This window comes from Halobacillus kuroshimensis DSM 18393 (assembly GCF_000425705.1).
Taxonomy (GTDB): Bacteria; Bacillota; Bacilli; order Bacillales; family Halobacillaceae; genus Halobacillus; species Halobacillus kuroshimensis.
Genome location: NZ_AUDY01000013.1, coordinates 107,312 through 127,958, shown reverse-complemented (window position 1 = coordinate 127,958; position 20,647 = coordinate 107,312). Strand labels below are relative to the sequence as shown.

Below are 20,647 nucleotides of genomic sequence, written 5' to 3'. Positions count from 1 at the left end.
CCTCCTTTATTCCTTGAGTTTTGTCGTAAGGCTGAAAAATCCTTACCTCTTATCGTAGCCTATTTTAAGGCCGCTTTCAATTTAAGAATCCATTACAGCAAAGGGTTAAAGGATAGGGCTTGAAGGGAATAAAGGAATAAACAAGGAAATGGAGGGGTCAAGGATGCCATGGGATAACGACGATTACCCAAGTTCATTGAAGAATCTGAATGCAGCTGTCCGGAAAAAGGCCATAGACATCGCCAATGCTATGCTGGATGAAGGGTATGAGGAAGGAAGAGCCATTCCGATTGCCATTGAACAGGCGAAGGAATGGAGCAGCCATGCGGGCGAGGAAGAACGGAAAAAAGTGAAGCAGATGAGTGACAAGGCACTGAGGAGCAGGGGAGAAGATCAGGATGGGGAGTCAGAATCGCGTCCGGAATTGATGGACAAAGGCGAACATGTCCTTTCTCACGAGCAGGGATGGGCTGTCAAAGCGGAGGATGCAGAAAAGCCGTCCAATGTTTACGAAACCAAACAAGAAGCAGTCAGTCGTGCAAAAGAAATCGCTGAAAATAAAGGGACTCAGGTGATTATTCATAAGAAAGACGGGTCCATTCAGAATAAACAATCTTTTTGAGATGGAATTTTATGTTTAAAATGGGTGGAAACAGGATATTGTTTTTATACATTATATAAAGGAGGAATTCATAGTGGCTGAATCTAAGAACCAGGCAGAACACGTTGTTCCTCATGAGGACGGCTGGGCTGTCAAGGCAGAAGGAGCCGAACAACCGACGAAAATCTATGAGAACAAGCAGGATGCGATTGATCGTGCGAAGGAGATTGCACAGAACAAAGGGACGTCAGCCATCATTCATACGGAAAAAGGGACCATTCAGAATCAATACAATTATTCCAGCTGATCAGTGAAAAGCACCCGGATCCGGGTGCTTTTGCTATGTTTTCTTTCCAAGGCCTGTGGTAAGATAAATGGATAATGGTCAGATGGAAGGAAGGATTCCGATGAGTGGACAAAAACGCAGTGATATTCAGACTGGAGCAGAGGTGGATATCGTTTTGAAGCAGGATCAGCGGACAGGGAAGCTGACAAGAGGGAAAGTGAAGGACATTCTTACTAAATCTCCGTCTCATCCGCACGGCATTAAAGTGCGTCTGCAGGATGGGCAGGTTGGAAGAGTCAAGCATATACACGAATAAAAAGCTGACAAACAGAAAGGTGCCGTCTAAAAGACGGCACCTTTTGGCTGTAGAAAAAGCCTGCGTTAACCAGTTAGAGTTGTCCCTTTGTCGTGTAAAGCGTCACATTCCGCTTATTGGTGGATGAATGCCGCGGGCACGCCCTCAGCTGACTTGGTCAGGAAGATCATCTGCCCAAGTGGATCTTCGGTCCGTGCTGTTCCCGCAGGCATCACCACCGAACGCTCCTCGTGCCGACGTTAGAATATAGAGGAGAGAGTGTGTGCCCTCCGCAGATTAAAAAGAACGGCATGGGCTGCGCTATGGCCGCTTGCGTGGAAAAGAAAAAGGGAAAGAACAGGCGCTGATGAAGGCTGTCGGCCGGAATATGGAAAAGATTGTCCTCCATCCAGCAAGGGTGAGCTGGGTGAAGGAGAGTCTTTTTCGATGTTAAAGAACTCCCAAGGAGCGGTGCCCCTTCCACTCCTGCGGAAGAGCGAGTGGTCCGAGATCGCCGAGTGTGGTTTTTGCGAGGAAGCTCGGGCGCTCGTCCGCGGAAAGGGAAGGGGCTTTCGCTCCTGGCGGTAAGAAAGAAAGAAGCTTGTAAAGAAACTGGGGTTTCTATACAAGCAGAAAGGTGCCGTTTATAGACGGCACCTTTTTTATGGATTTGCCAATGCAGAATAATATCGATAAGGCATTTCTATGGTGAAAAAAGCGCCGTCATCATCCTCTTCAGCATGAGCAATCGTGTATTCTGTTCCAAAAATCTGTTCCATCGCATAATCCCCGTTATCAAAAGGCTCACGATCAATAGAGAAGCCGGACTGCAGAACCTTGTGGCGGTCTTCTTCTGTAAAGCGGCTGATTTCCGTCAATTGGATCATGGGACGAATCAAGGGAGATGTGCCGGGATTTTCCACAATCTCATAGCTCACTTCCACCTGCACAATGTGCCGTGCTTCACCAAGCATTTCCAATACGATCGATTTAAATTCTGAAACATCCATAAAAAAGCGCACTTCTTCAGGCTCTATACGGCTTAAGTAGTCGTTCATCATCAAAACTCCTTCCCTCTATGGCTATATTACCATGAGAGAAAAAAGGTTAAACGTACTCCTATGGAAAAAGCGCACCGGGGAATAGCCCGGTGCGCTTTTGTACTTTCGGAAAATATCTGAAGTTTTTCACCTTGTGTTAGATAAACAAGTCTTCGTGGATCGATTCATCCACGGTATTGCCGCGGTTGTTTAATTCTACATGGTAGTTTTTAAGCAACTTAAACGACGCAATCCCTACCTCTATTGCATCCTTACAGCTCCGAAGCTGATCCAGTGTGATTAAGTCGTATCAAAACGTAGCAGAATGCCAGTCTCATACAAATCACTCTTTCTTTTTCCGAATTGCTCTTTTAACGAGCATCAATACCTAGTATAGATTAGAAGTTGATGTATGTCAAATATCGTTTTGAGTATCGTCTACCATGATGTGTGTTTGATTTACAGATTGAACAGCGGCGTCGGTACATAAATAAGCATTCCCCAGCTTATTGAAAAATAAACCTAGTCCTTCTGGTCAGGCTTCATGTCCTCATCGAATTCTTCTTCCGTAAGTGAGTCGTTCTTGGATTTTTTATGTTTCTTTTCGTCGTGAGCGAGTTTTTGACGCATTTCTTCGTCAGGGACATTATCTATCAATTTTTCTTTCTCCAGCTTTTCCTTGAAGCTCTGATCATCCTCTGCCAGACGGTTGTTCTGTTTTTTGTTCTTTTCAGCCATACAGCTGTCCACCTCCATCGATGATAGTAGTCTGCTTTTCTATTCCTTTTTCTGCCATCCCTTAAACGCCCATCGCACACTGGACTCTTCAGCATGTAAGTTTTTTGCTTAGAACGACACAAAGGGAAGCTCTCCTGTGAAATAGAAGACCTTCCCTTTTAAGATGTTCCCGCGCACCGCAAACTCTTCATGCGGAAAGCACCATAGCCGGCAAATGCTTAACAGACAGGAACGAGCGGCTGACCGCCCGCAGTTTATTTGCTGGTGAACTTCTGTTTGATGTTTTGGATGAATGGGATCTGCATGATGTAATCGACAGCGGTGCTGATGATTAATCCGTGAATGATGACACCGAGGATAGTGAAGATGACGATGATGGTATGACCGGCAGCTGTCTCCGGTTCGAATCCAGACCTTCCGAAAAAAGTGAGCGAGAGGATAGCGCTCTGCATCGCATCCGCGTAGGTTTCCAGCTCCTTTTCGTACAAGTTTAGAGGGATAATCAGCAGGAAGATGAGAAGGAAGGTGATTCCAAGTACTCCTGAAAGGTGCTGACGCTTTAGGAAGCGGATAAAAGGCATGGTATAGTACTTCGTCATTGATTTCAGGCGGAGCAGGTGGAGAATCCGGGCGACCCGTGCCACTTGGAAGACTGCATCCAGCGGAACAGTAGCTATAACGATGAAGGGGTTTTTCTTGATGAACTCCCACTTCTTTTCACTGGTTATTAATCGATAAAGAAAGTCGAGGAAAAAAATCGACCACGTGGACCAGACTATAACACTGTTGTAGCCTGTCTGCTGCCATATGGTGGCAATGGACAGCGCGGCAAGGCCGACCATCAACAATTCATAGAGTGTGCGCTTTGGTTTTCTTAGTAGTCGTTTCATGTACATCCTTCTCCCGGCCTGTGTCGAATCTCCTATTATTATATCATTGCTCCTCATCCTTTCGAAAAGAGTTTTTCCTGTTCTCGTCTGCTTTGTTTATGCAAAACATTGGCAGAGTGTGATTCGTTTCCGTGGGAAAGGGTTTGTGGTATTCTCAAGTTAAAGAGGAAGAGGAGAGACATGTGTGCGGATTCTAGTAAACTTTCTGAAGTTCCTTCTTGGAATTATCGGAATCGGTTTTTTGTTCTTTTATGTGATTCCATATATTGAAAATGAAGCAGGGCCTTCCTTTTTGCAGAAAGAGGATGTACCAATTCCTGATACCCTTCATCCTGTTGTTCAGGAGAATAAAGTGAAACTTGTCAACCGTGCCGAAGAGAAAGGGATTGCTGTCGTCATTACAGATGGTCATAGGTCAGTCGGGGAGCAGGATACTCTCTACGAGCAGGGGAGATCTGAGGATGGCAGAATTGTAACCTATGCAGAAGGCGGGGAATCTTATCATAATTATGGTCTTGCTATAGACTTTGCCATTGAAACGAAAGATGGGCGTGTCGTCTGGGATATGAATTATGACGGCAATGACAATGGGCAATCGGATTGGATGGAAGTTGTAGAGACAGCTAAGGATCTTGGATTCACGTGGGGAGGAGACTGGGAAAACTTCAAGGATTACCCTCACCTGCAGATGGATTTTGGGTTGTCCATCCGGGAACTTCAGTACGGCAAGCGTCCGGATGTCGAAGATTATGCGAAATAAAATACCGCAGCAGTCACCTGGCAGGTGTCCGCTGCGGTATTTGTTATTGCTGGAACGTTTCATAGGGTTTGATCATTCCGAAGACCGTTTCGATGTAGGGAAGGGATAAACCGACTTCACTACCGAGACGCAGTGCGCCTCCGTGCAGGTGCTCTACTTCCAAAGGCAGGCCTTTCCTGCGGTCCTGGTGCATGGAAGACGTCATATCTTCTCCGAGGCTGCGCAGTTTTTCGAAGCCGTTTTGAACGTGTTCATCTGTCAGGTTAATCTTATGGGCATTTGCCAGTTCTTTCATCTCTGAAAGCATGCGCTCGGCAATACGCAGGGTTTGTGGAAAACTTCGGACAACACCGATGGGTTGATTGACAGCTGTTGTAATCCCTGAAAAAGCTGTAATAAACATGTACTTTTTCCACATATCCTCAAGGATGTTCGGACTCAATGTTCCGGTCATATTTGCCTGATTGCAGGCAAGAGCCAGCTCTTCACAGATGGCCTGCTGGGATGGATGAAGAGGACCGAATACTAAATCATGGAATTCACTTGTATGGACGACATGTCCGGCATCATCCAGAGTGGCTATGATATAGGAGAGCCCACCGAGGACTGCTTCCTCCCCCAGCTCTTTCTGGAGAATGCTGATGTGTTCCATGCCATTGAGGACTGGAAATACTTTGGCTCCTTTTTGGACAAGGGCTTTCAGCCAGTCCATCGTCCCGTGCAGATGATATCCTTTAACCGCAAGAAACACCAAATCAGGCTCGTGAATTTCCTCTGGACTTCTGGCGATGATGGGAGTGTCCGACTCATAGCTGCCCATTTCGCTATGTAATTTCAAACCATTCTTCTCCAGCTGTTCTGCACGGCCTTCCCGTACGAGGTTAATCACTTCATGACCAGCTTCCTCCCAGCGCGCCCCAAAATAGGCGCCGAGAGCACCTGCACCTAATACAACGATTCTCATCGACCTGCACCTCCGTGATTAATTGGTTTCCGCAACGCGTTCTGTTGTAAAGCTTGATGTAATGACACGATTCATTTCTACAATATCTTTGATGTTCCCATCCAGATAGTGGATCATATCATCAAAACCGACTTCTTTCATAACGTTATGGTAGTGCTCTTCACTTTCAAAAACCGATTGTCCGAGGAATAGTTCTTCATTCTCTTCCATTTCGACAAGGTTCAGCAGTCCCATGGAACCTTGTCTTCCGGTTAACTCGCGGGCAAAATAAATGTTGTGCTCAAGGGTTCCGTGATTTTCAAGGATTTCTCCAGACTTTTTAGTGATTTTCAAAAATTTGTCTATATTTCGCTGTTCTACTCTGAAAAAACAAATAATAGTAAACATTGGATGTCCCCTTTATTTATGCTTTTTTGTCTAAACTGGTCGCGCGTCCGGCGTCTATTAATAGGAATATGGCGGTAACGGAGTGCAGAATCCAGCCGAGAACCGGTATCCACGCCAGGGCACTTGTGATCATTCCGAGTACACTGCCCGCATAAGTCCGATTATCCCGTACGGCAAAAATCAGAGTAATCAAGTGGGCCACAAACATAAAGAGGAGGGCGTTCCATCCGCTTCCAACGACAAATAACCCCCCGATGAATGGAATTGCAAGAAGCGCTTCACATCCTCCGGTCACCCATTTTAATATTGTTGATAGTTTCATTCGTTAGTCTCCTTTTCACATGTTCTATCCACTTTTTTAACCTTATAGGAAATTTTAAAACCTTTCAATTCATGGAAAGTGAAAAGAAACTGATATTCCTTACGGCCTTATTTCGACATGAACGGGGAAGAGTCCTTTAATTACGCGGATAAAAACCAAGCCTCCCGAGTTTTGATCGGAAGGCTTGGCAGGTTCCCGCTCTCGGGATATAGGGTTTTGAATGGGATGGCTCCGCATTTCTGGGATGTCCAGCTGCAGTGCCCAGTCCCTCGAGGTCATAAGTCAATCACCTCCGTGGAGGAAGGTCACTCCACTGCGCTGCTTGTCTTATGCTTGTCGGGACTATCGGGGCACTTCCGCATTTCTGGGTTACTTACTGGCTTTTTGTAGTTTCTGGATCATTTTGAGGGAGCGGCCGGTTCCTATGGCTACGGATTCGAGCGGGCTCGGAGCCATGTGTACAGGGACGGAAATTTCGTTGGACAGCCATTCCTGCATGCCGTTCAGTAGCGATCCGCCTCCTGTAAGGATGACACCGTGATCGACAATGTCGCCGCTTAATTCCGGCGGGCATTCTTCCAGGGTGGCGCGGATGGTTTCCAGAAGCTGATCGAGTGATTCCTTCAGAGCCTGCTGGATTTCCGTTGATTTCAATTCGATAGTTTTCGGCAGCCCTGTGACCATGTCGCGGCCGCGTACTTCCATCGTTTCTTCCGGATGATCGATCAAGGCATAGCCGATTTCCATTTTAATCTGTTCTGCGGTTCGTTCACCGATCAGGACATTGTAGGCTTTGCGTACGTATTGGATGATTTCCTCATCCATCACATCTCCACCTGTACGGATGGATTTGCAGGAAACGACGCCGCCGAAGGAAATAATCGCGACCTCACTCGTTCCACCGCCGATATCGACGACAACGTTTGCGATCGGTTCGTCTACGGGCAGGTCTGCGCCGATCGCTGCAGCAATCGGCTCTTCGATCAGGTGTACGTGCTTGGCGCCGTAGCTTTTGACAGCATTGTGAATCGCGCGGCGCTCCACAGACGTGGATCCGGATGGTGTACAGATAACGACCGTTGGTTTGCGCATAGATATTCCTGATTTTTTGGAAACTTTTTTCAACAGCTCTTTCAACATTTGTGCTGTCATGTCATAGTCGGCAATAACCCCGTCACGAAGCGGGCGGACAGGAATAATGTTCCGAGGGGTCTTTCCTACCATTTCTTTCGCTTCTTTTCCGACAGCAACGACGTTCTTGGTTTCAGTATTGTAAGCAACGACAGATGGCTCGTTCAGCAGAATTCCTTTAGACTTGGAATAGATAAGTATGTTTGCAGTACCGAGGTCGATACCGATTTCAGCATTTGATAACATTTAGACGTACCTCCAAAGATGACAGATTCTCTTATATGTCTTCTCATATCATAGGAGTTTTATGGGGGTTAAACAACAGGAAATTCGTGGACTCTGCTTATAGTAGGAAAGTCTCTGTGACATGTATAATAAGACTATGGATAGATAGAGGAGTTTGAAAATGAGATTTTTGAAACATGAAGATATTATTAAAAAGTCAGAGCGTATCAACCAATCGTATGAAGTGGACCCGGGATTTTTTGACCAGATTGTTGATGATCTGCTTGATAGTGAAAAAGATACAGAGGCTGTGATTCTGGAAGGATTTGAACGGCTTTTATCTGAAGTGGACCATGAAATTGAGCGCATGGAGGATTTCGCTTCGATGAAACCGAATTGTTTTATGGGATGTGCTTTCTGCTGTTATTTTCCAATTGTCCTGACAAAATTGGAAGCGAAGCTGCTTTTCCGTTCCATCCAGCAGTTTTCTGCTGAGCGCAGACAGAAGATATTTGACCATTGGGAGAGTTACTTCCCTGCCCAGGAGAAAAAGCTTCAGAAAGCCCTCGCTATGGATTATGAAGATCCGGATACGAAGCTGGCCTACAAGCGTTTGAATCTGCCTTGTCCGATGCTCGATCCGGAAACCCAGCTTTGTATGGCCTATGAAGTACGTCCGATTCCCTGCCGTACGTACTTGAATTACAGCGATCCCCAGGTGTGCGCCGATCATGCCATGCCGAAGGAGCCGTTCAGTTATGAATTCTTGTATTCCTTTTATTTCACCAGTATGAATGAACTGATTCAGGCGCTCTATGAAAACGGTGAGGATGTGTTTGTTGATTACCCGATGGATGCCTGGCAGTATGATTACCTGCCGGCGTGGATCCAAAAGTACAGGGAAGGGGAGTTTTATGAAGTATAAGCTCTTATCTTTAAATGTCGGCCGGCCGGAAACGTATGAGACGAGTAAAGGTGAATTGGAGAGTGCGTATCGCAAAAAGCCGGTATCCACACCAGCTTTTTTATCGTACTGGAACTTTGAAGGGGACGAGCAGGCTGATAAAAAGAATCATGGGGGTAGAGATAAGGCGGTCTGTCTTTATCCTGCCCAGCATTACCGGCATTGGGAAGAACACTATGGTCAGTCGTTTGCTTTCCCTTCTTTTGGTGAAAATATAACAGTGGAAGGCGTGTCGGAGGAAGAGGTTCATATCGGGGACATTTTCCAGGTGGGGGAAGCTCTCCTTCAGATCTCTGAGCCGCGTAAGCCTTGTTATATCATTGCCCGTACCCATGGAATTGATGATTTCCCTGCCCAGGTCATGAAAGAAGGGTTTACCGGTTTTTACTTGAGGGTGTTAAAAGAAGGAACCGTTCAGGCCGGGGATTACCTCAGCCTGGTTGAAGCTCATCCTGCTGGGGTGACGGTGGATGATGTGAATCAGCTTCGATACCACGACAGGGATAACAAAGAGCTTCTAGAAAAGGTTATCCATCTTGAACCTCTTGCAGAAGGGTTGAAAGAGTCTTTGAAAAAACGTCTTTAGGAGGAACTGTATGAATTCATTTTCCGAACGTGCACTGGAACTCGCCTGTGAAAATGTAGAAGAGGGCGGTCATCCCTTTGGAGCTGTTCTAGTTTCTGCCGGGGAGGTTATAGCCGAAGGTGTAAATGAACTGCACAAACATCCTGATGTGAGCGGCCATGCTGAAATGCTGGCAATAAGACGGGCCCAGCAGCAAAGAGGTTCGGTTGATTTAAGTGATTGTGTCCTTTATGCCAGTGGTGAACCCTGTTCGATGTGTCTGACTGCCATTTATTTTTCCGGTATTCAGACGGTCGTCTATTCTCAATCTGTGGAAGAAGCGGCAGAGGCGGGTCTTTCCCTTTCCGGTGAAGTCTATGCCCAGATTGCTCAGCCGAAGGAATCGAGGAGGATTACCTATGAATACGAGCCGGTAGAGGACCAGGAGATGAATGCGATGCTGCTTTATGCGGAAAAATCAGTAGAACAGGGGCGTTGACGGTGGATTATGCACATCTTGTTGAAGAAAAAATCAAACAGGCATTGAAAGATGGAGATTTCGACCATCTGCCCGGCCGCGGGAAACCCCTTCCCAAAGATGAGTTCGCTCACCTTCCGGAGGAAGTAAGGAACAGCTATCGGATCTTAAAGAATGCCAACATGCTGCCGGAGGAAATGGTGCTGAAAAAGGAAATCAGTGAGCTTGAGGATATTCTCGCGGAAATCAAAGACCCTCAGTTATCGGCGCACTACAAAAAGAAGATCACTGAAAAGCAGATCCGGTTCGACATTCTCATGGAAAAGCGAAAGTGGAGTGAATCCTCTGCATTTCAGCAGTATCAACGGAAAATCGACAACAAATTCGGTTTATAGTCAGGCAGCCTGTTTTCAGGGCTGCTTTTTTATTTTTCTTCTATCTTTCCAGCTTCTTCATTATGTATAATAAAAGTGAGTAATCACTCACTCTTTAAAAAAAGGAGCGTGAAACATATGGAGACTGCCGTGGAAATGAACAGCATTTCACATTGGTTTGGGAAGCTTCAGGTGATCCACGACGTGGATCTGAACGTTGAAAAGGGGGAAATCTATGGTTTGCTTGGTCCTTCAGGATCCGGAAAAACGACGCTGGTTAAATTGATGACCGGTCTTCTACGTCCTTCCGAAGGCGTAGTGAAGTTGAATGGGGAGAAAATGCCGGCGCTGAAGCAGATGAAGCAGTTTGGATTTATGGCTCAATCGGATGCTCTTTATTCAGAGTTAACAGGGAGGGAGAATCTTGATTTTTTTGCCTCGTTGTACGGGATGAGCAGGAAGGACCGGCGTTTACGAATGGAGCACGTCCTGGATATGGTGAACTTGACTGTGGATGCCTCCCGACCTGTACACACATACTCCGGGGGGATGAAAAGGAGGCTGTCGCTGGCGGCATCTCTCATACACGAGCCTGATCTGATCATTTTGGATGAGCCGACAGTCGGCATTGACCCTGTTCTCCGGCAGTCCATTTGGAATGAGTTGAATAGATTGAGAGACAACGGTGTGACCATCATCGTGACGACCCATGTGATGGACGAAGCAGAAAAATGCGGACGTCTTGCCCTGCTGCGTGGCGGGAGAATGATGGCGGAGGATACTCCGTTCCGGTTGAAATCGAAGTTGGAAGTTTCCTCCATGGAAGAGGTCTTCCTGCATTATGGAGGAGGGATCCGGGCATGAATACAGCAGCTGTTATAAAACGGATACTCAGACAGTTCCGGCGTGATAAGAGGAGTGCCGCTTTGATGATTGCAGCTCCCCTGCTGGTCTTAACCCTGATGTGGCTGGTTCTGGATACAGACGAAGCAGCAGTTGAGATTGCCGCTGTCGGCGTGCCGGAGCATTTCGTTGAATCAATAGAAACAGAGGGGATGACGGTGACCGTCATGGAAGAACAGGAAGCAGAAGAGGATCTGGACAGAGCTGAAATCGACGGTATGCTTCAGTTGGAGGATGGTGTGCCTGTCCTGACACTTGAAGGCAGTGACCCAAATACTTCAGGTGCCGTCAGGAGTAAGCTTCAGAAGCAGTTATCAGAGCAGAGCTCTCCGATCGAATGGGAATATTGGAACGGCTCTTCTGAATTGGGCCTGTTTGATTATGTCGGACCTGCATTGATCGGTTTTTTTGTTTTCTTCTTTGTGTTCATCGTCGGTGGAGTTTCCTTTCTTCGTGAACGGACGCAGGGGACTTTGGAGCGTCTGCTGGCGTCACCTATCCGGCGGAGTGAGGTCGTCTTCGGATATTTAGGGGGATTTGGTTTATTTACGATTGCACAATCCGTTGTCATTGCCGCCTATTCGATTTATGTGCTGGATGTATTTATGGCGGGGAATTTCTTATACGTCCTTCTTGTTACTATTTTGATGGCCTTGACAGCGTTGAGCCTGGGAACACTTGTATCGGCATTTGCCGGTAACGAATTTCAAATGATTCAGTTTATCCCGCTGGTTATCGTTCCCCAGGTCTTTTTCTCCGGTTTGTTTCCGACCGAGGGACTGGCAGAATGGGTTCAGGTGGTTGGAAATCTGATGCCGTTGACTTATGGGGCAGAGGCGCTCAGGGATATTATGTTAAGAGGAGCATCCTGGGAATCGTTTCAGATGGAGGTTTTTATCCTGATTGGGTTTACAGCGCTCTTCACTGCTCTGAACATCATCGCTCTGAAAAAACACAGGCCGCTGTAAAGCGTTGGAATAAAATTGAAGGAGACAGGCAATGAATGAATTTAAGGATATGATGGAAGAACTGGAGCAGGCGGATGGAGAAGAAAAAAAGCTGACACCGAAGCAAGCGCAGATTCTTCAGGCGGCTGTCGAAATTTTTGCGGAGAAAGGGTATGCTTCATCGTCAACGAGTGAAATTGCTCAACGGGCCAATGTTGCTGAAGGAACCATTTTCAGACATTATAGAACGAAAAAAGAACTGCTGATTTCGATTGTCACCCCGTTTATGGCGAAGTTCATGGTTCCTTTTTTTGCTGCACGGTTCACCAGAAATGTTTTTGATGAACCGCAGGAGGAATTTGAAAATCTGCTGCGGACGATTTTAAAGGACAGGTTTGCTTTCGCCGCAGAAAATGCTCCTCTGCTGAGAATTGTTCTTCAGGAAATGGCTTTTCATCCAGAACTTCAGCAACGGTTTCAGGAAGTTTTTGTTAAAGACGTGTACCCGAAATTTGAAGCAGCGCTTGACCGCCTGAAGGAGGCGGGGCAGGTGATGGACAGGCCGAACGGCACGATCATACGAATGATTATGTCCTCGGTGATGGGGTTTCTCGTTACACGATTCATTCTTTCTCCTGATTTGGAGTGGGATGACGATCAGGAGATTGAACAAACGATAGCCTTCATCATGTATGGGCTTGCAGAAAAATAATAGAGGATCCGATGGTTTTCCTGAAATCAGGGAACCCTTTATACTGGAAAAAAGGAGGATGCCCGATGTGTGGAAGGTATACACTTTTAGCTGAAGAAGCGGAGATCCTTAGAGAGTTCGGCATTTCCCAACCGATTCATGGTTATGAGCCAAGATACAATATCGCCCCCGGGCAGCAGGTACTGGCTGTGATTCATGACGGCAGAGAAAAGCGGGCCGGTTTCATGAAGTGGGGACTTGTCCCTTCCTGGTCGAAAGACCCGAAAATCGGCTATAAGATGATCAATGCCAGAAGCGAAACCGCTCATGAGAAGCCGAGTTACCGGAAATTGATGAGCAGGAAGCGATGCTTGATTGCAGCGGACAGCTTTTATGAATGGAAAAAAACCGGGAGTGGGAAGCAGCCGCTTCGGATTCAACCGGAAGACAGGACATTGTTTGCTTTTGCCGGCTTATGGGATCAATGGAAAGGCGGCGGTGAACCTCTATATACGTGTACAATACTGACTAAGGAAGCAAATGAGGACGTGGCTCCTGTTCACGACCGCATGCCGGTCATCCTTCCACAGGACCAGCAGGACGACTGGATCACACCTGTGCAGTGGGAGGCACATCAGGCGAAAGAATTCCTGGATCAGCTTACGATGGATGATTTATCGATGTATGAAGTCAGTACACATGTGAATTCAGCCAAAAATGAAGATGAGGCGTGCATACGGCCGCTGACATAAAACAACCCGAAGCAGGATCTGCTTCGGGTTTCAATTTGTTGAGAAAGGATTGACTGCACGCAGACCGCATTATCCGACCTGGCGTTGTTCTTTCTCCTGCTGTTTTTCCTGTTTGGCTACTTTCAGGAACTTGTTCGTCTCGGCCGCTACGACCCCGGATAAAAGGAGCAGGCCGATCAAGTTCGGAAAGGCCATTAATCCGTTCATTACATCAGCGAAAACCCATACGGTGCTCAGCTGAGAAACGGATCCCACGAGAACAAAGGCTACAAATACAATTTTATACAAACCGATGAAGCGCTGATTCGTTAAATAACCGAAGCATTTTTCTCCGTAATAGGACCAGCCTACGATCGTGGAGAAAGCAAAGAAAATCAAACCGATGGTAACAACATAAGCTCCGAATTCACCTAGGAAAAGCTCAAAGGATGCGGAGGTCAGATCAGCGCCGTCAAGGCCGCCCTGATACTGGCCGGCCATGACGATGGTCAGCCCGGTCATTGTACAAACGATAATGGTATCAATAAAGACCTGGGTCATCGACACGAGGGCCTGTCGTCCGGCATAGTCCGTTCTTGCAGCCGCTGCTGCAATCGGAGCGGAACCGAGTCCGGCTTCATTGGAGAAAACCCCACGGGCGACCCCGTAACGAATCACGCTTCCCAGAATACCGCCGCCTACAGCATTCGCTGTGAAAGCGTCAGAGAAGATGGTACCGAAGGCAGGCAGAATCAAATCAGCATTAAGGATAAGAATGATCAAGGCGCCGATCACATAGAAGATGGCCATAATCGGAACGAAGAAGGCTGTCACCCGTCCGATGCTTTTAATTCCTCCGAGGAGGACCAGTCCGGCCAGCAGCGTCAACACAATCCCTGTCACCCAAGGGGAGATGTTGAAAGTTCCCTCAACAACGTCAGAGACGGAGTTGGATTGTACCATGTTCCCGATTCCGAATGCGGCTACGGCACCGAATAGGGCGAATAATATCCCGAGCGGCTGTCCCAGCCACTTCGTTTTCAATCCGCGTGACAGGTAATACATCGGCCCGCCGGACATTTGCCCGTCTTTTCCTTCAATGCGATATTTAACGGCAAGGACGGCTTCTGCGTATTTCGTCGCCATCCCGAAGACTGCCGTAATCCACATCCAGAAAACGGCTCCAGGTCCGCCGAGCACGACAGCAGTCGCGACCCCGGCGATGTTCCCGGTGCCGATGGTTGCCGCAAGCGCAGTTGTTAAAGCCTGATAGTGGGAAATATCCCCTTTTTCTCCCGGCTTTTTCTTTTTGTCCGGTTTAAACGCCAGCCTCAGTGCATAAGGCAGTGTTCTGAACTGGAGAAAACCGAGTCGTAAAGTTAAATAAACCCCTGTACCTACCAGCAGAATCAGCAGGACAGGGCCCCAGACCAGACCACTCAGTTCACTTAAAAAACTATGAAGTGCACTCTGTTCTCCCATTGTCATCCCCCTTAAAGATAAAAAAATAAAAACATTCCATGTATAAAATATTCCGAAAATTCTGAGCGTCTGTCAACCTCTTTTTATAAAATGGTGTCGAAAAGCGGTTCGAGGAGAGACGTAAAGGGAATGAAATGGAAGAATAGTTGCACCAGGCAGGATTATGTGTCACCTTATAGAATTAGTACAGTTAGAAATACTATGATGGAGGAACCAACATGATACGAGTTTTATTTGTTTGTCTCGGCAACATCTGCAGGTCTCCGATGGCTGAAGCGGTCTTCAGGAACCTTGTGGAAAAAGAGAACCTGAGCAGTCAGATAACTGTGGATTCTGCCGGGACCGGTCATTGGCATACGGGGTCACAGCCTCATGAGGGAACACAGGACATTTTAGATAAGAATAATGTCTCCTATGAAGGCATGACCGCTCGTCAGGTCAAGGGAACGGACTGGGATGAGTTTGATTACCTTGTGGCCATGGACGAGAAGAATATCCGGGATCTTTACAGCATCCGGCAGAAAGATGGTGTGACCATAACCAAACTGATGGACTATCTTCCGCAGCTGGATGTGGATGAAGTGCCCGATCCCTATTACACAGGGAATTTTGATTACGTTTATGAGCTTGTCCAGCAGGGGTGTGCTGAACTGCTGGCGGCTGTAAAAAAAGAACATAACCTTTGAGGAGGAAGAAGTATGGGACAGACATTATGGAAAGGTATATTGATCGGTGCTGCGGCAGGTGCTGCAGCTGCCTTGATTGATAAAGATACACGCACAATGGTTGGCCGGAAATCGAAAGCCGCCGGTTCCAAGTGCCGTCAGATTGCTGCAAGTCCGTCAGAAGCTGTTCACTCTCTGCGGGTAAGCTATGAGTCGTTTTCCAAGCAGCTGAACAAAGGAGTCGAAGATCTTCTTGAATTATTAGACAAGGCAGAGAGTATGCTAAATAAAGTAGGGGAAATCAATCAGGAGGTCAACGACCAGTTGAGAGCTGCGGACAATTCCGACAACGCTTCCTGATTACAGGAGTGATGGAATATCATGAAAGTCATCAAGAATTTCTTCCGGGAACTTTTCACCCGGTTCGGGGAGGATGATGTAGGCGGAATGGCTGCCCAGCTTGCCTACTTCTTTCTGTTATCATTATTTCCATTTATGATATTCCTGCTCACGCTTCTAGGGTATCTACATATTGATGAACAGCGCGTTCTCACATTCGTAAGTGCGTATGCTCCTGCCGATACGTTCGAGATCATTACGGAAAACGTCACCTCCCTTTTTTCAGATGAGAACGGAAGCCTGTTATCCATCGGGCTGGTAGGCACGCTTTGGGCCGCATCGAACGGGGTCAATGCGATTATGCGTGCCTTTAACAGGGCTCACAGCGTGAAGGAAAGCCGATCCTTTATCGTTTCAAGAATGATCGCCATCGTCTTGACCATCGCTATGGTCGTTGTCATCGGGATCGCTTTTCTGCTTCCGGTAGCGGGGCAGGCCATCGGAGTTCATTTGTTTTCTTATTTCGGTTTATCCGAAAGCTTTATCGGCTTATGGAATGGACTGCGCTGGGTCATTTCTTCGGTCATTTTCTATGTCGTTCTTTCCTTCCTTTATGTAACAGCTCCAAATAAGCGGTTGAAATACAGGGATACCGTAGGAGGAGCCGTTTTTGCTACCATCAGCTGGCAGCTTGTATCGCTGTTGTTCTCCTTTTATGTGAGCAATCTGGGAAACTTCTCAGCGATGTATGGAAGTCTTGGAGGGGTGATCGTCCTGATGATCTGGCTTTATCTTTCCGGAATCGTCATTATTCTCGGTGGTGAGATTAATGCCATGACCTACCATCGCAGGACAGAAGATACATGGGGATGAAAAGAGCTGTCGGGGTTACACCCGACAGCTTTTTTTACAGGTATTCTGTTGAATTTGTCTTATCAACCTTTCGTTTCAGGGCCGTAAAAAAACTCGCAGCTCCTACCTTTTGAAAATGAATCAGGCAGGAAAGGGTTATGGATAAGAAGGGGAGCGTTCGGTTATGATGCCTTCAGGAACAGCACTGGATGTGTACATCGCACCCACATTTTTAGTTTTTTAAGAGACGGAGTCCGTTCAGGATGACGAGAATCGTGCTTCCTTCATGTCCGATGACGCCAAGCGGAAGGTCCAGCCACTGGAGAAAGTTACTCATGATGAGCAGCATAATGACGGTGATAGAAAATATGACGTTCTGTTTAATGATCCGGTTCATGCGTTTGGAAAGTTCCATGGCACGGGCGATTTTCGGAAGATCATTTTTCATAAGGACAACATCAGCTGTCTCTAAGGCGACATCTGTACCTTCTCCCATAGCAACTCCTACATCAGCCTCTGCCAGCGCTGGTGCATCATTAATGCCGTCTCCGACCATAGCGACGTGAGGGAAGTGCTGTTTTAACCGCTTGATTTCCTCCAGCTTTTGATCAGGCAGACATTCGGAGATGTATTGGTCAATCCCTGCTTCACGAGCAATGGCCTCTGCTGTAGCAGTATTATCTCCAGTCAGCATAATTGTATAAATCCCCTGATCCTTCAGTGTCTGTACCGCCCGTTTCGTATCCTCTCTTACCGTATCCTTCAAGGCAAGAAGGGCCGCAACGAGTCCGTTCCGTTTTACAAAAATGACGGTCTTCCCTTCAGCAGCTAATGTGGAAAACAACCCGCCTTCAAAACTGGAGCAGTCGTCCCGTCCAATGAAGTCGGCTTTTCCAATCGTCCATTCCTCACCTTTGTACCAGCCGCTTACGCCGTTACCGCTGTGATTTTTTACGTCCTCAACGTTTACAAATGGAACCTTCTGCTCATCGGCAAAGGTCACGACAGCTTTTGCAAGAGGATGGTTGGATTGCTGCTCAATGGATGCTGCCACAGATAACAGATCATCAGCGGCCTCTTTGTCCGTGGTGACGAAATCCGTTACCACCGGCTGCCCTTTTGTCAGGGTACCGGTTTTATCAAAGGCGAAAGCTTTGATGGAGGACAAGTGTTCAAGGTGGACGCCGCCTTTAAATAATATTCCCTGACGCGCCCCATTGGTAATAGCTGAAAGGGTGGCCGGCATAATAGAGGCGACCAGTGCGCAGGGGGAGGCGACCACAAGCAGAATCATCGCCCTGTACAAAGTTTCCATCCAGGTCCATCCAAATAAGAAGTGCGGGAGAACCATCATGACTGCTACTGCTCCAAGTACAGCTTTGACATACGTGCTTTCAAACCGTTCAATAAACAGCTGGGATGGCGATTTCTCGCTTTGTGCGTTTTGAACCATGGTAATGATTTTCTGAAATAAGGTTTCCTTTGATTCTTTTGTCACTTCTACAAGCAGGCTCCCATCGATATTCATCGTACCTGCAAAGACCTCGTGATCCATCCCCTTGGAAGCAGGTATGGACTCTCCTGTGATCGTGCTTTCATCCAAACTGGATGTTCCTTCAGTAATTACTCCGTCAGCCGGGACACGTTCCCCCGGCTTCACACGAATGACATCTCCGACGGTTAATCGTTCTACAGGCACCCATTGCTGATGGCCACCTGAAACAAGCAGCGCCTGCTCAGGCTGCAGGTTCATGAGGGATGAGATTTCCTTATGGCTCTTGTTCATCGTATAGGTTTCCATAGCCCCGCTTAAAGAAAAAATGAAAATCAGGATGGCTCCTTCGGTCCAGTAACCGATGGAGGCCGATCCAACAGCGGCCAGGATCATCAGCAGCTCTACATTCAATGACCGGTCTTCCAGCGTTTCTTCTAATCCCTCTTTCGCCTTGGCAAATCCACCAATAATAAAGGCGGAGAGGTACAAAGTGATGTACACAGGGGGGGACCAGTAGTTTTCTCCTATCCAGGCAGAAAGCAGAAGCATACCACTGACAAGAGCGGCAATCAGTTCGGCGTGCTCTTTCATATATCCTGGAAATTTCAGTTCCTTCCAATGTTTCGGGTAAGGAAACGATCGGGTTTCATTCACTTGATTCTCAGCTCCTTTTACATAATTGCAAATGAAAGTCATTCACAATTAATTATAAGTTTTATCATTTTATAATTATTATAATCTGAGCATGGTATTATCATAGCACATTGAACGGAAAAGTCCACAAAAAATTTCCCAGCTGATAAAAATGGACAGCACAGTTGATTTGACAGGTGTCAAGTTGCTATATTAAACAGGTGACACGAATAAAAATGGAGGGTGGAAAGAACGATGCGCAAAGCTTTTATACTTATGAGCATGTTACTGCTGGCTGTTATTGTGGCTGCTTGTGGATCAAGTGAAGACACAGGGGACAGTGGTTCAAATAATGAAAGTGAAGAAGCTTCTGACAGTAAGTGGAGTGAAATTCAGGAAGAAGGAGAAATCGTCGTCGGAACATCCGGCACACTTTTCCCGGCTTCCTACTACCCGGAAGGTTCCGATGAAATGTCCGGGTATGATGTGGAAATTATGCGGGAAATCGCCGACCGCCTCGGCCTTGAACTGAAATTCGAAGAGTATGGTGTGGACGGTCTGCTGTCTGCAATTAACAGCGGTCGAATCGATGCGGTTATCAATGATATGGAAATTACGAAAGATCGCCAGGAACAGTTTGCGTTCAGTGAGCCTTACAAATATTCCTACTCTACGATGATCGTCCGCGAATCGGATTTGTCCGGTATTGAAAAATTGGAGGATCTTGAAGGCAAGACTCATGGTGGTGGAGCGACAACGGTCTTCTCCCAAATTGCGGAACATTTCGGTGCGGAAACGAAAACATATGGCAATGTGACCAATGATGTGTATCTCCGTGACGTAGAGAATGGGAACACAGATTTCATCATTAATGACTACTATCTGCAGTCTCTGGCCCTGAAGGCTTTAACAGATATTGAAGTTCAGCTTCATCCGGATTTGAAATTCCATCCAACGAACTCTGCCATTGTGATGCCGAAGGAAGCGGAAACAATGAAAGAGGAAATCGATGCTGTATTGGCTGAAATGAAGGAAGATGGAACATTAACAGAACTGTCCGAAGAGTTCTTCGGCGGCCAGGATGCTTCGAAGGAACCGGAAGAGGACATCCGTGAAATCGAAGGTCTGGATTTGTAAGGGTCGTTAAATGTTTGGTATAGAAGTAAACGAAATACAAGTCGAGAAGCTCTTTAATGCAGAGCGGGCCTGGTCCAACCTTCCTTTTATCCTGGAAGGTGTGCCGCTTACTTTATTTGTAGCAGTTATTGGGATGGCCATCGGTCTCATTCTTGGTTTTTTCCTGGCATTGGCACGTGGGTCCAGCCGTATCTGGCTCCGATGGCCGGCAAGGTTTTATATATCCTTTATGAGAGGAACGCCTATACTCGTTTATTTATTTGTCCTTTATTTCGGACTGCCGGTTGTAGGATTGAAACTGCCGGCAACGACGGCTGCCATTATCGGATTCGGAACCAACAGCGCTGCCTATATTGCTGAAATCAACCGGGCTTCCTTGAACAGCGTTTCCAATGGACAGTGGGAATCTGCGCGTGCTCTTGGATTTACGTACTGGCAGACGATACGCAGGATTATTATGCCGCAGGCGACGAGGATTGCCATTCCACCATTAGGAAATGTGTTTCTTGATTTGTTGAAGGCCACCTCACTTGCAGCCATGATCTCCGTTCCGGAAATTTTGAATAAAGCACAGATTGCAGCAGGACGGACAGTGGATTCCATGACCATGTATATTACAGCGGCATTGATCTACTGGCCGCTGACGATGATTTTCTCAGCACTGCAGGATTATCTGGAAAGAAGAAACAACCGATATTTATAATATTCAAAGACCAGTGCAGGGTTCCCTGTCCTGGTCTTTTGCTTTACAT

Annotated in this window: 26 protein-coding genes; 17 read left to right on the top strand and 9 right to left on the bottom strand. The window is 47.0% G+C overall.

Annotated features, from left to right (window positions below):
• Positions 1-163: 163 nt before the first annotated feature.
• From H615_RS0116560 to H615_RS0116550, 3 genes are all read left to right on the top strand, one after another.
• Positions 164-622 carry a DUF2188 domain-containing protein gene (locus tag H615_RS0116560; RefSeq protein ID WP_027956184.1) on the top strand — a complete coding sequence of 153 codons (459 nt, stop codon included), beginning with the start codon at positions 164-166 and terminating at the stop codon, positions 620-622.
• A 73-nt stretch (positions 623-695) separates the two neighbouring features.
• Entirely contained in the window at positions 696-908 is a 213-nt protein-coding gene (locus tag H615_RS0116555) for a DUF2188 domain-containing protein (RefSeq protein ID WP_027956183.1), read from the top strand.
• A gap of 100 nt (positions 909-1,008) precedes the next feature.
• Positions 1,009-1,203, top strand: a complete 195-nt coding sequence (locus H615_RS0116550; protein WP_027956182.1) for a YwbE family protein — start codon at positions 1,009-1,011, stop codon at positions 1,201-1,203.
• A gap of 641 nt (positions 1,204-1,844) precedes the next feature.
• On the opposite strand, the gene H615_RS0116535 is transcribed toward H615_RS0116550, so the two are convergent.
• The 3 genes from H615_RS0116535 to H615_RS21550 all read right to left on the bottom strand — a co-directional run bounded on the left by H615_RS0116535 (position 1,845) and on the right by H615_RS21550 (position 3,850).
• Positions 1,845-2,240 (bottom strand): hypothetical protein, encoded by a 396-nt coding sequence (locus H615_RS0116535; RefSeq protein WP_027956180.1) that lies wholly within the window; start codon positions 2,238-2,240, stop codon positions 1,845-1,847.
• Positions 2,241-2,744: 504 nt separating this feature from the next.
• The gene (locus H615_RS0116530) at positions 2,745-2,960 is read right to left on the bottom strand and encodes a hypothetical protein (RefSeq protein WP_027956179.1); all 216 of its coding nucleotides are present in this window, start codon (positions 2,958-2,960) and stop codon (positions 2,745-2,747) included.
• A gap of 254 nt (positions 2,961-3,214) precedes the next feature.
• On the bottom strand, positions 3,215-3,850 hold the full coding sequence (locus H615_RS21550; RefSeq protein WP_035532523.1) for a hypothetical protein: 636 nt from the start codon (positions 3,848-3,850) through the stop codon (positions 3,215-3,217).
• A 184-nt stretch (positions 3,851-4,034) separates the two neighbouring features.
• Here H615_RS21550 and H615_RS0116520 point away from each other — a divergent pair, with 184 nt between their 5' ends.
• Positions 4,035-4,610, top strand: a complete 576-nt coding sequence (locus H615_RS0116520) for a M15 family metallopeptidase (protein ID WP_027956178.1) — start codon at positions 4,035-4,037, stop codon at positions 4,608-4,610.
• A 43-nt stretch (positions 4,611-4,653) separates the two neighbouring features.
• Here H615_RS0116520 and H615_RS0116515 read toward each other — a convergent pair whose 3' ends face one another.
• The 4 genes from H615_RS0116515 to mreBH form a co-directional block, all read right to left on the bottom strand.
• On the bottom strand, positions 4,654-5,574 hold the full coding sequence (locus H615_RS0116515; protein WP_027956177.1) for a ketopantoate reductase family protein: 921 nt from the start codon (positions 5,572-5,574) through the stop codon (positions 4,654-4,656).
• Positions 5,575-5,592: 18 nt separating this feature from the next.
• Positions 5,593-5,961, bottom strand: coding sequence for a DUF1428 family protein (locus tag H615_RS0116510; RefSeq protein WP_027956176.1), 369 nt, complete (start codon positions 5,959-5,961; stop codon positions 5,593-5,595).
• A 16-nt stretch (positions 5,962-5,977) separates the two neighbouring features.
• Entirely contained in the window at positions 5,978-6,283 is a 306-nt protein-coding gene (locus H615_RS0116505) for a hypothetical protein (protein ID WP_027956175.1), read from the bottom strand.
• A 369-nt stretch (positions 6,284-6,652) separates the two neighbouring features.
• On the bottom strand, positions 6,653-7,660 hold the full coding sequence (gene mreBH / locus H615_RS0116495; protein ID WP_027956173.1) for a rod-share determining protein MreBH: 1,008 nt from the start codon (positions 7,658-7,660) through the stop codon (positions 6,653-6,655).
• Between the two features lie 160 nt (positions 7,661-7,820).
• Here mreBH and H615_RS0116490 point away from each other — a divergent pair, with 160 nt between their 5' ends.
• From H615_RS0116490 to H615_RS0116455, 8 genes are all read left to right on the top strand, one after another.
• On the top strand, positions 7,821-8,564 hold the full coding sequence (locus tag H615_RS0116490; protein WP_027956172.1) for a YkgJ family cysteine cluster protein: 744 nt from the start codon (positions 7,821-7,823) through the stop codon (positions 8,562-8,564).
• Positions 8,554-9,189, top strand: a complete 636-nt coding sequence (locus tag H615_RS0116485; protein ID WP_027956171.1) for an MOSC domain-containing protein — start codon at positions 8,554-8,556, stop codon at positions 9,187-9,189. The genes H615_RS0116490 and H615_RS0116485 overlap by 11 nt, the downstream gene beginning before the upstream one ends.
• 10 nt (positions 9,190-9,199) lie before the next feature.
• Positions 9,200-9,667: a nucleoside deaminase gene (locus H615_RS0116480; protein WP_027956170.1), complete on the top strand. Its 468-nt coding sequence runs from the start codon at positions 9,200-9,202 to the stop codon at positions 9,665-9,667.
• Between the two features lie 2 nt (positions 9,668-9,669).
• The gene (locus H615_RS0116475; protein WP_027956169.1) at positions 9,670-10,041 is read left to right on the top strand and encodes a DnaJ family domain-containing protein; all 372 of its coding nucleotides are present in this window, start codon (positions 9,670-9,672) and stop codon (positions 10,039-10,041) included.
• 117 nt (positions 10,042-10,158) lie between these two features.
• Positions 10,159-10,884 (top strand): ABC transporter ATP-binding protein, encoded by a 726-nt coding sequence (locus H615_RS0116470; protein ID WP_027956168.1) that lies wholly within the window; start codon positions 10,159-10,161, stop codon positions 10,882-10,884.
• Complete coding sequence (locus H615_RS0116465) at positions 10,881-11,891, top strand: ABC transporter permease (protein WP_027956167.1); 1,011 nt, start codon at positions 10,881-10,883, stop codon at positions 11,889-11,891. Before H615_RS0116470 ends, H615_RS0116465 begins: the two co-directional genes overlap by 4 nt.
• 31 nt (positions 11,892-11,922) lie before the next feature.
• Positions 11,923-12,582, top strand: coding sequence for a TetR/AcrR family transcriptional regulator (locus H615_RS0116460; protein ID WP_027956166.1), 660 nt, complete (start codon positions 11,923-11,925; stop codon positions 12,580-12,582).
• Positions 12,583-12,647: 65 nt separating this feature from the next.
• The gene (locus H615_RS0116455; RefSeq protein ID WP_027956165.1) at positions 12,648-13,313 is read left to right on the top strand and encodes an SOS response-associated peptidase; all 666 of its coding nucleotides are present in this window, start codon (positions 12,648-12,650) and stop codon (positions 13,311-13,313) included.
• Positions 13,314-13,382: 69 nt separating this feature from the next.
• Here H615_RS0116455 and H615_RS0116450 read toward each other — a convergent pair whose 3' ends face one another.
• The gene (locus H615_RS0116450; protein ID WP_027956164.1) at positions 13,383-14,774 is read right to left on the bottom strand and encodes an alanine/glycine:cation symporter family protein; all 1,392 of its coding nucleotides are present in this window, start codon (positions 14,772-14,774) and stop codon (positions 13,383-13,385) included.
• Between the two features lie 218 nt (positions 14,775-14,992).
• Between H615_RS0116450 and H615_RS0116445 the strand changes: the two genes are divergently transcribed.
• Genes H615_RS0116445 through H615_RS0116435 form a run of 3 tightly spaced genes read left to right on the top strand, consistent with a single transcriptional unit; the run spans position 14,993 to position 16,651 of the window.
• Positions 14,993-15,460 (top strand): low molecular weight protein-tyrosine-phosphatase, encoded by a 468-nt coding sequence (locus tag H615_RS0116445; RefSeq protein WP_027956163.1) that lies wholly within the window; start codon positions 14,993-14,995, stop codon positions 15,458-15,460.
• 12 nt (positions 15,461-15,472) lie between these two features.
• Positions 15,473-15,799 (top strand): hypothetical protein, encoded by a 327-nt coding sequence (locus H615_RS0116440; RefSeq protein WP_027956162.1) that lies wholly within the window; start codon positions 15,473-15,475, stop codon positions 15,797-15,799.
• 21 nt (positions 15,800-15,820) lie between these two features.
• The gene (locus H615_RS0116435; protein ID WP_027956161.1) at positions 15,821-16,651 is read left to right on the top strand and encodes a YihY/virulence factor BrkB family protein; all 831 of its coding nucleotides are present in this window, start codon (positions 15,821-15,823) and stop codon (positions 16,649-16,651) included.
• A 211-nt stretch (positions 16,652-16,862) separates the two neighbouring features.
• Here the strand turns inward: H615_RS0116435 and H615_RS0116430 are convergent, their stop codons facing one another.
• Positions 16,863-18,716 (bottom strand): heavy metal translocating P-type ATPase, encoded by a 1,854-nt coding sequence (locus H615_RS0116430; RefSeq protein ID WP_051254759.1) that lies wholly within the window; start codon positions 18,714-18,716, stop codon positions 16,863-16,865.
• A 297-nt stretch (positions 18,717-19,013) separates the two neighbouring features.
• Between H615_RS0116430 and H615_RS0116425 the strand changes: the two genes are divergently transcribed.
• Positions 19,014-19,895 carry a transporter substrate-binding domain-containing protein gene (locus H615_RS0116425; RefSeq protein ID WP_027956159.1) on the top strand — a complete coding sequence of 294 codons (882 nt, stop codon included), beginning with the start codon at positions 19,014-19,016 and terminating at the stop codon, positions 19,893-19,895.
• Between the two features lie 10 nt (positions 19,896-19,905).
• Positions 19,906-20,598 (top strand): amino acid ABC transporter permease, encoded by a 693-nt coding sequence (locus H615_RS0116420; protein WP_027956158.1) that lies wholly within the window; start codon positions 19,906-19,908, stop codon positions 20,596-20,598.
• The last annotated feature ends 49 nt before the right edge of the window (positions 20,599-20,647 follow it).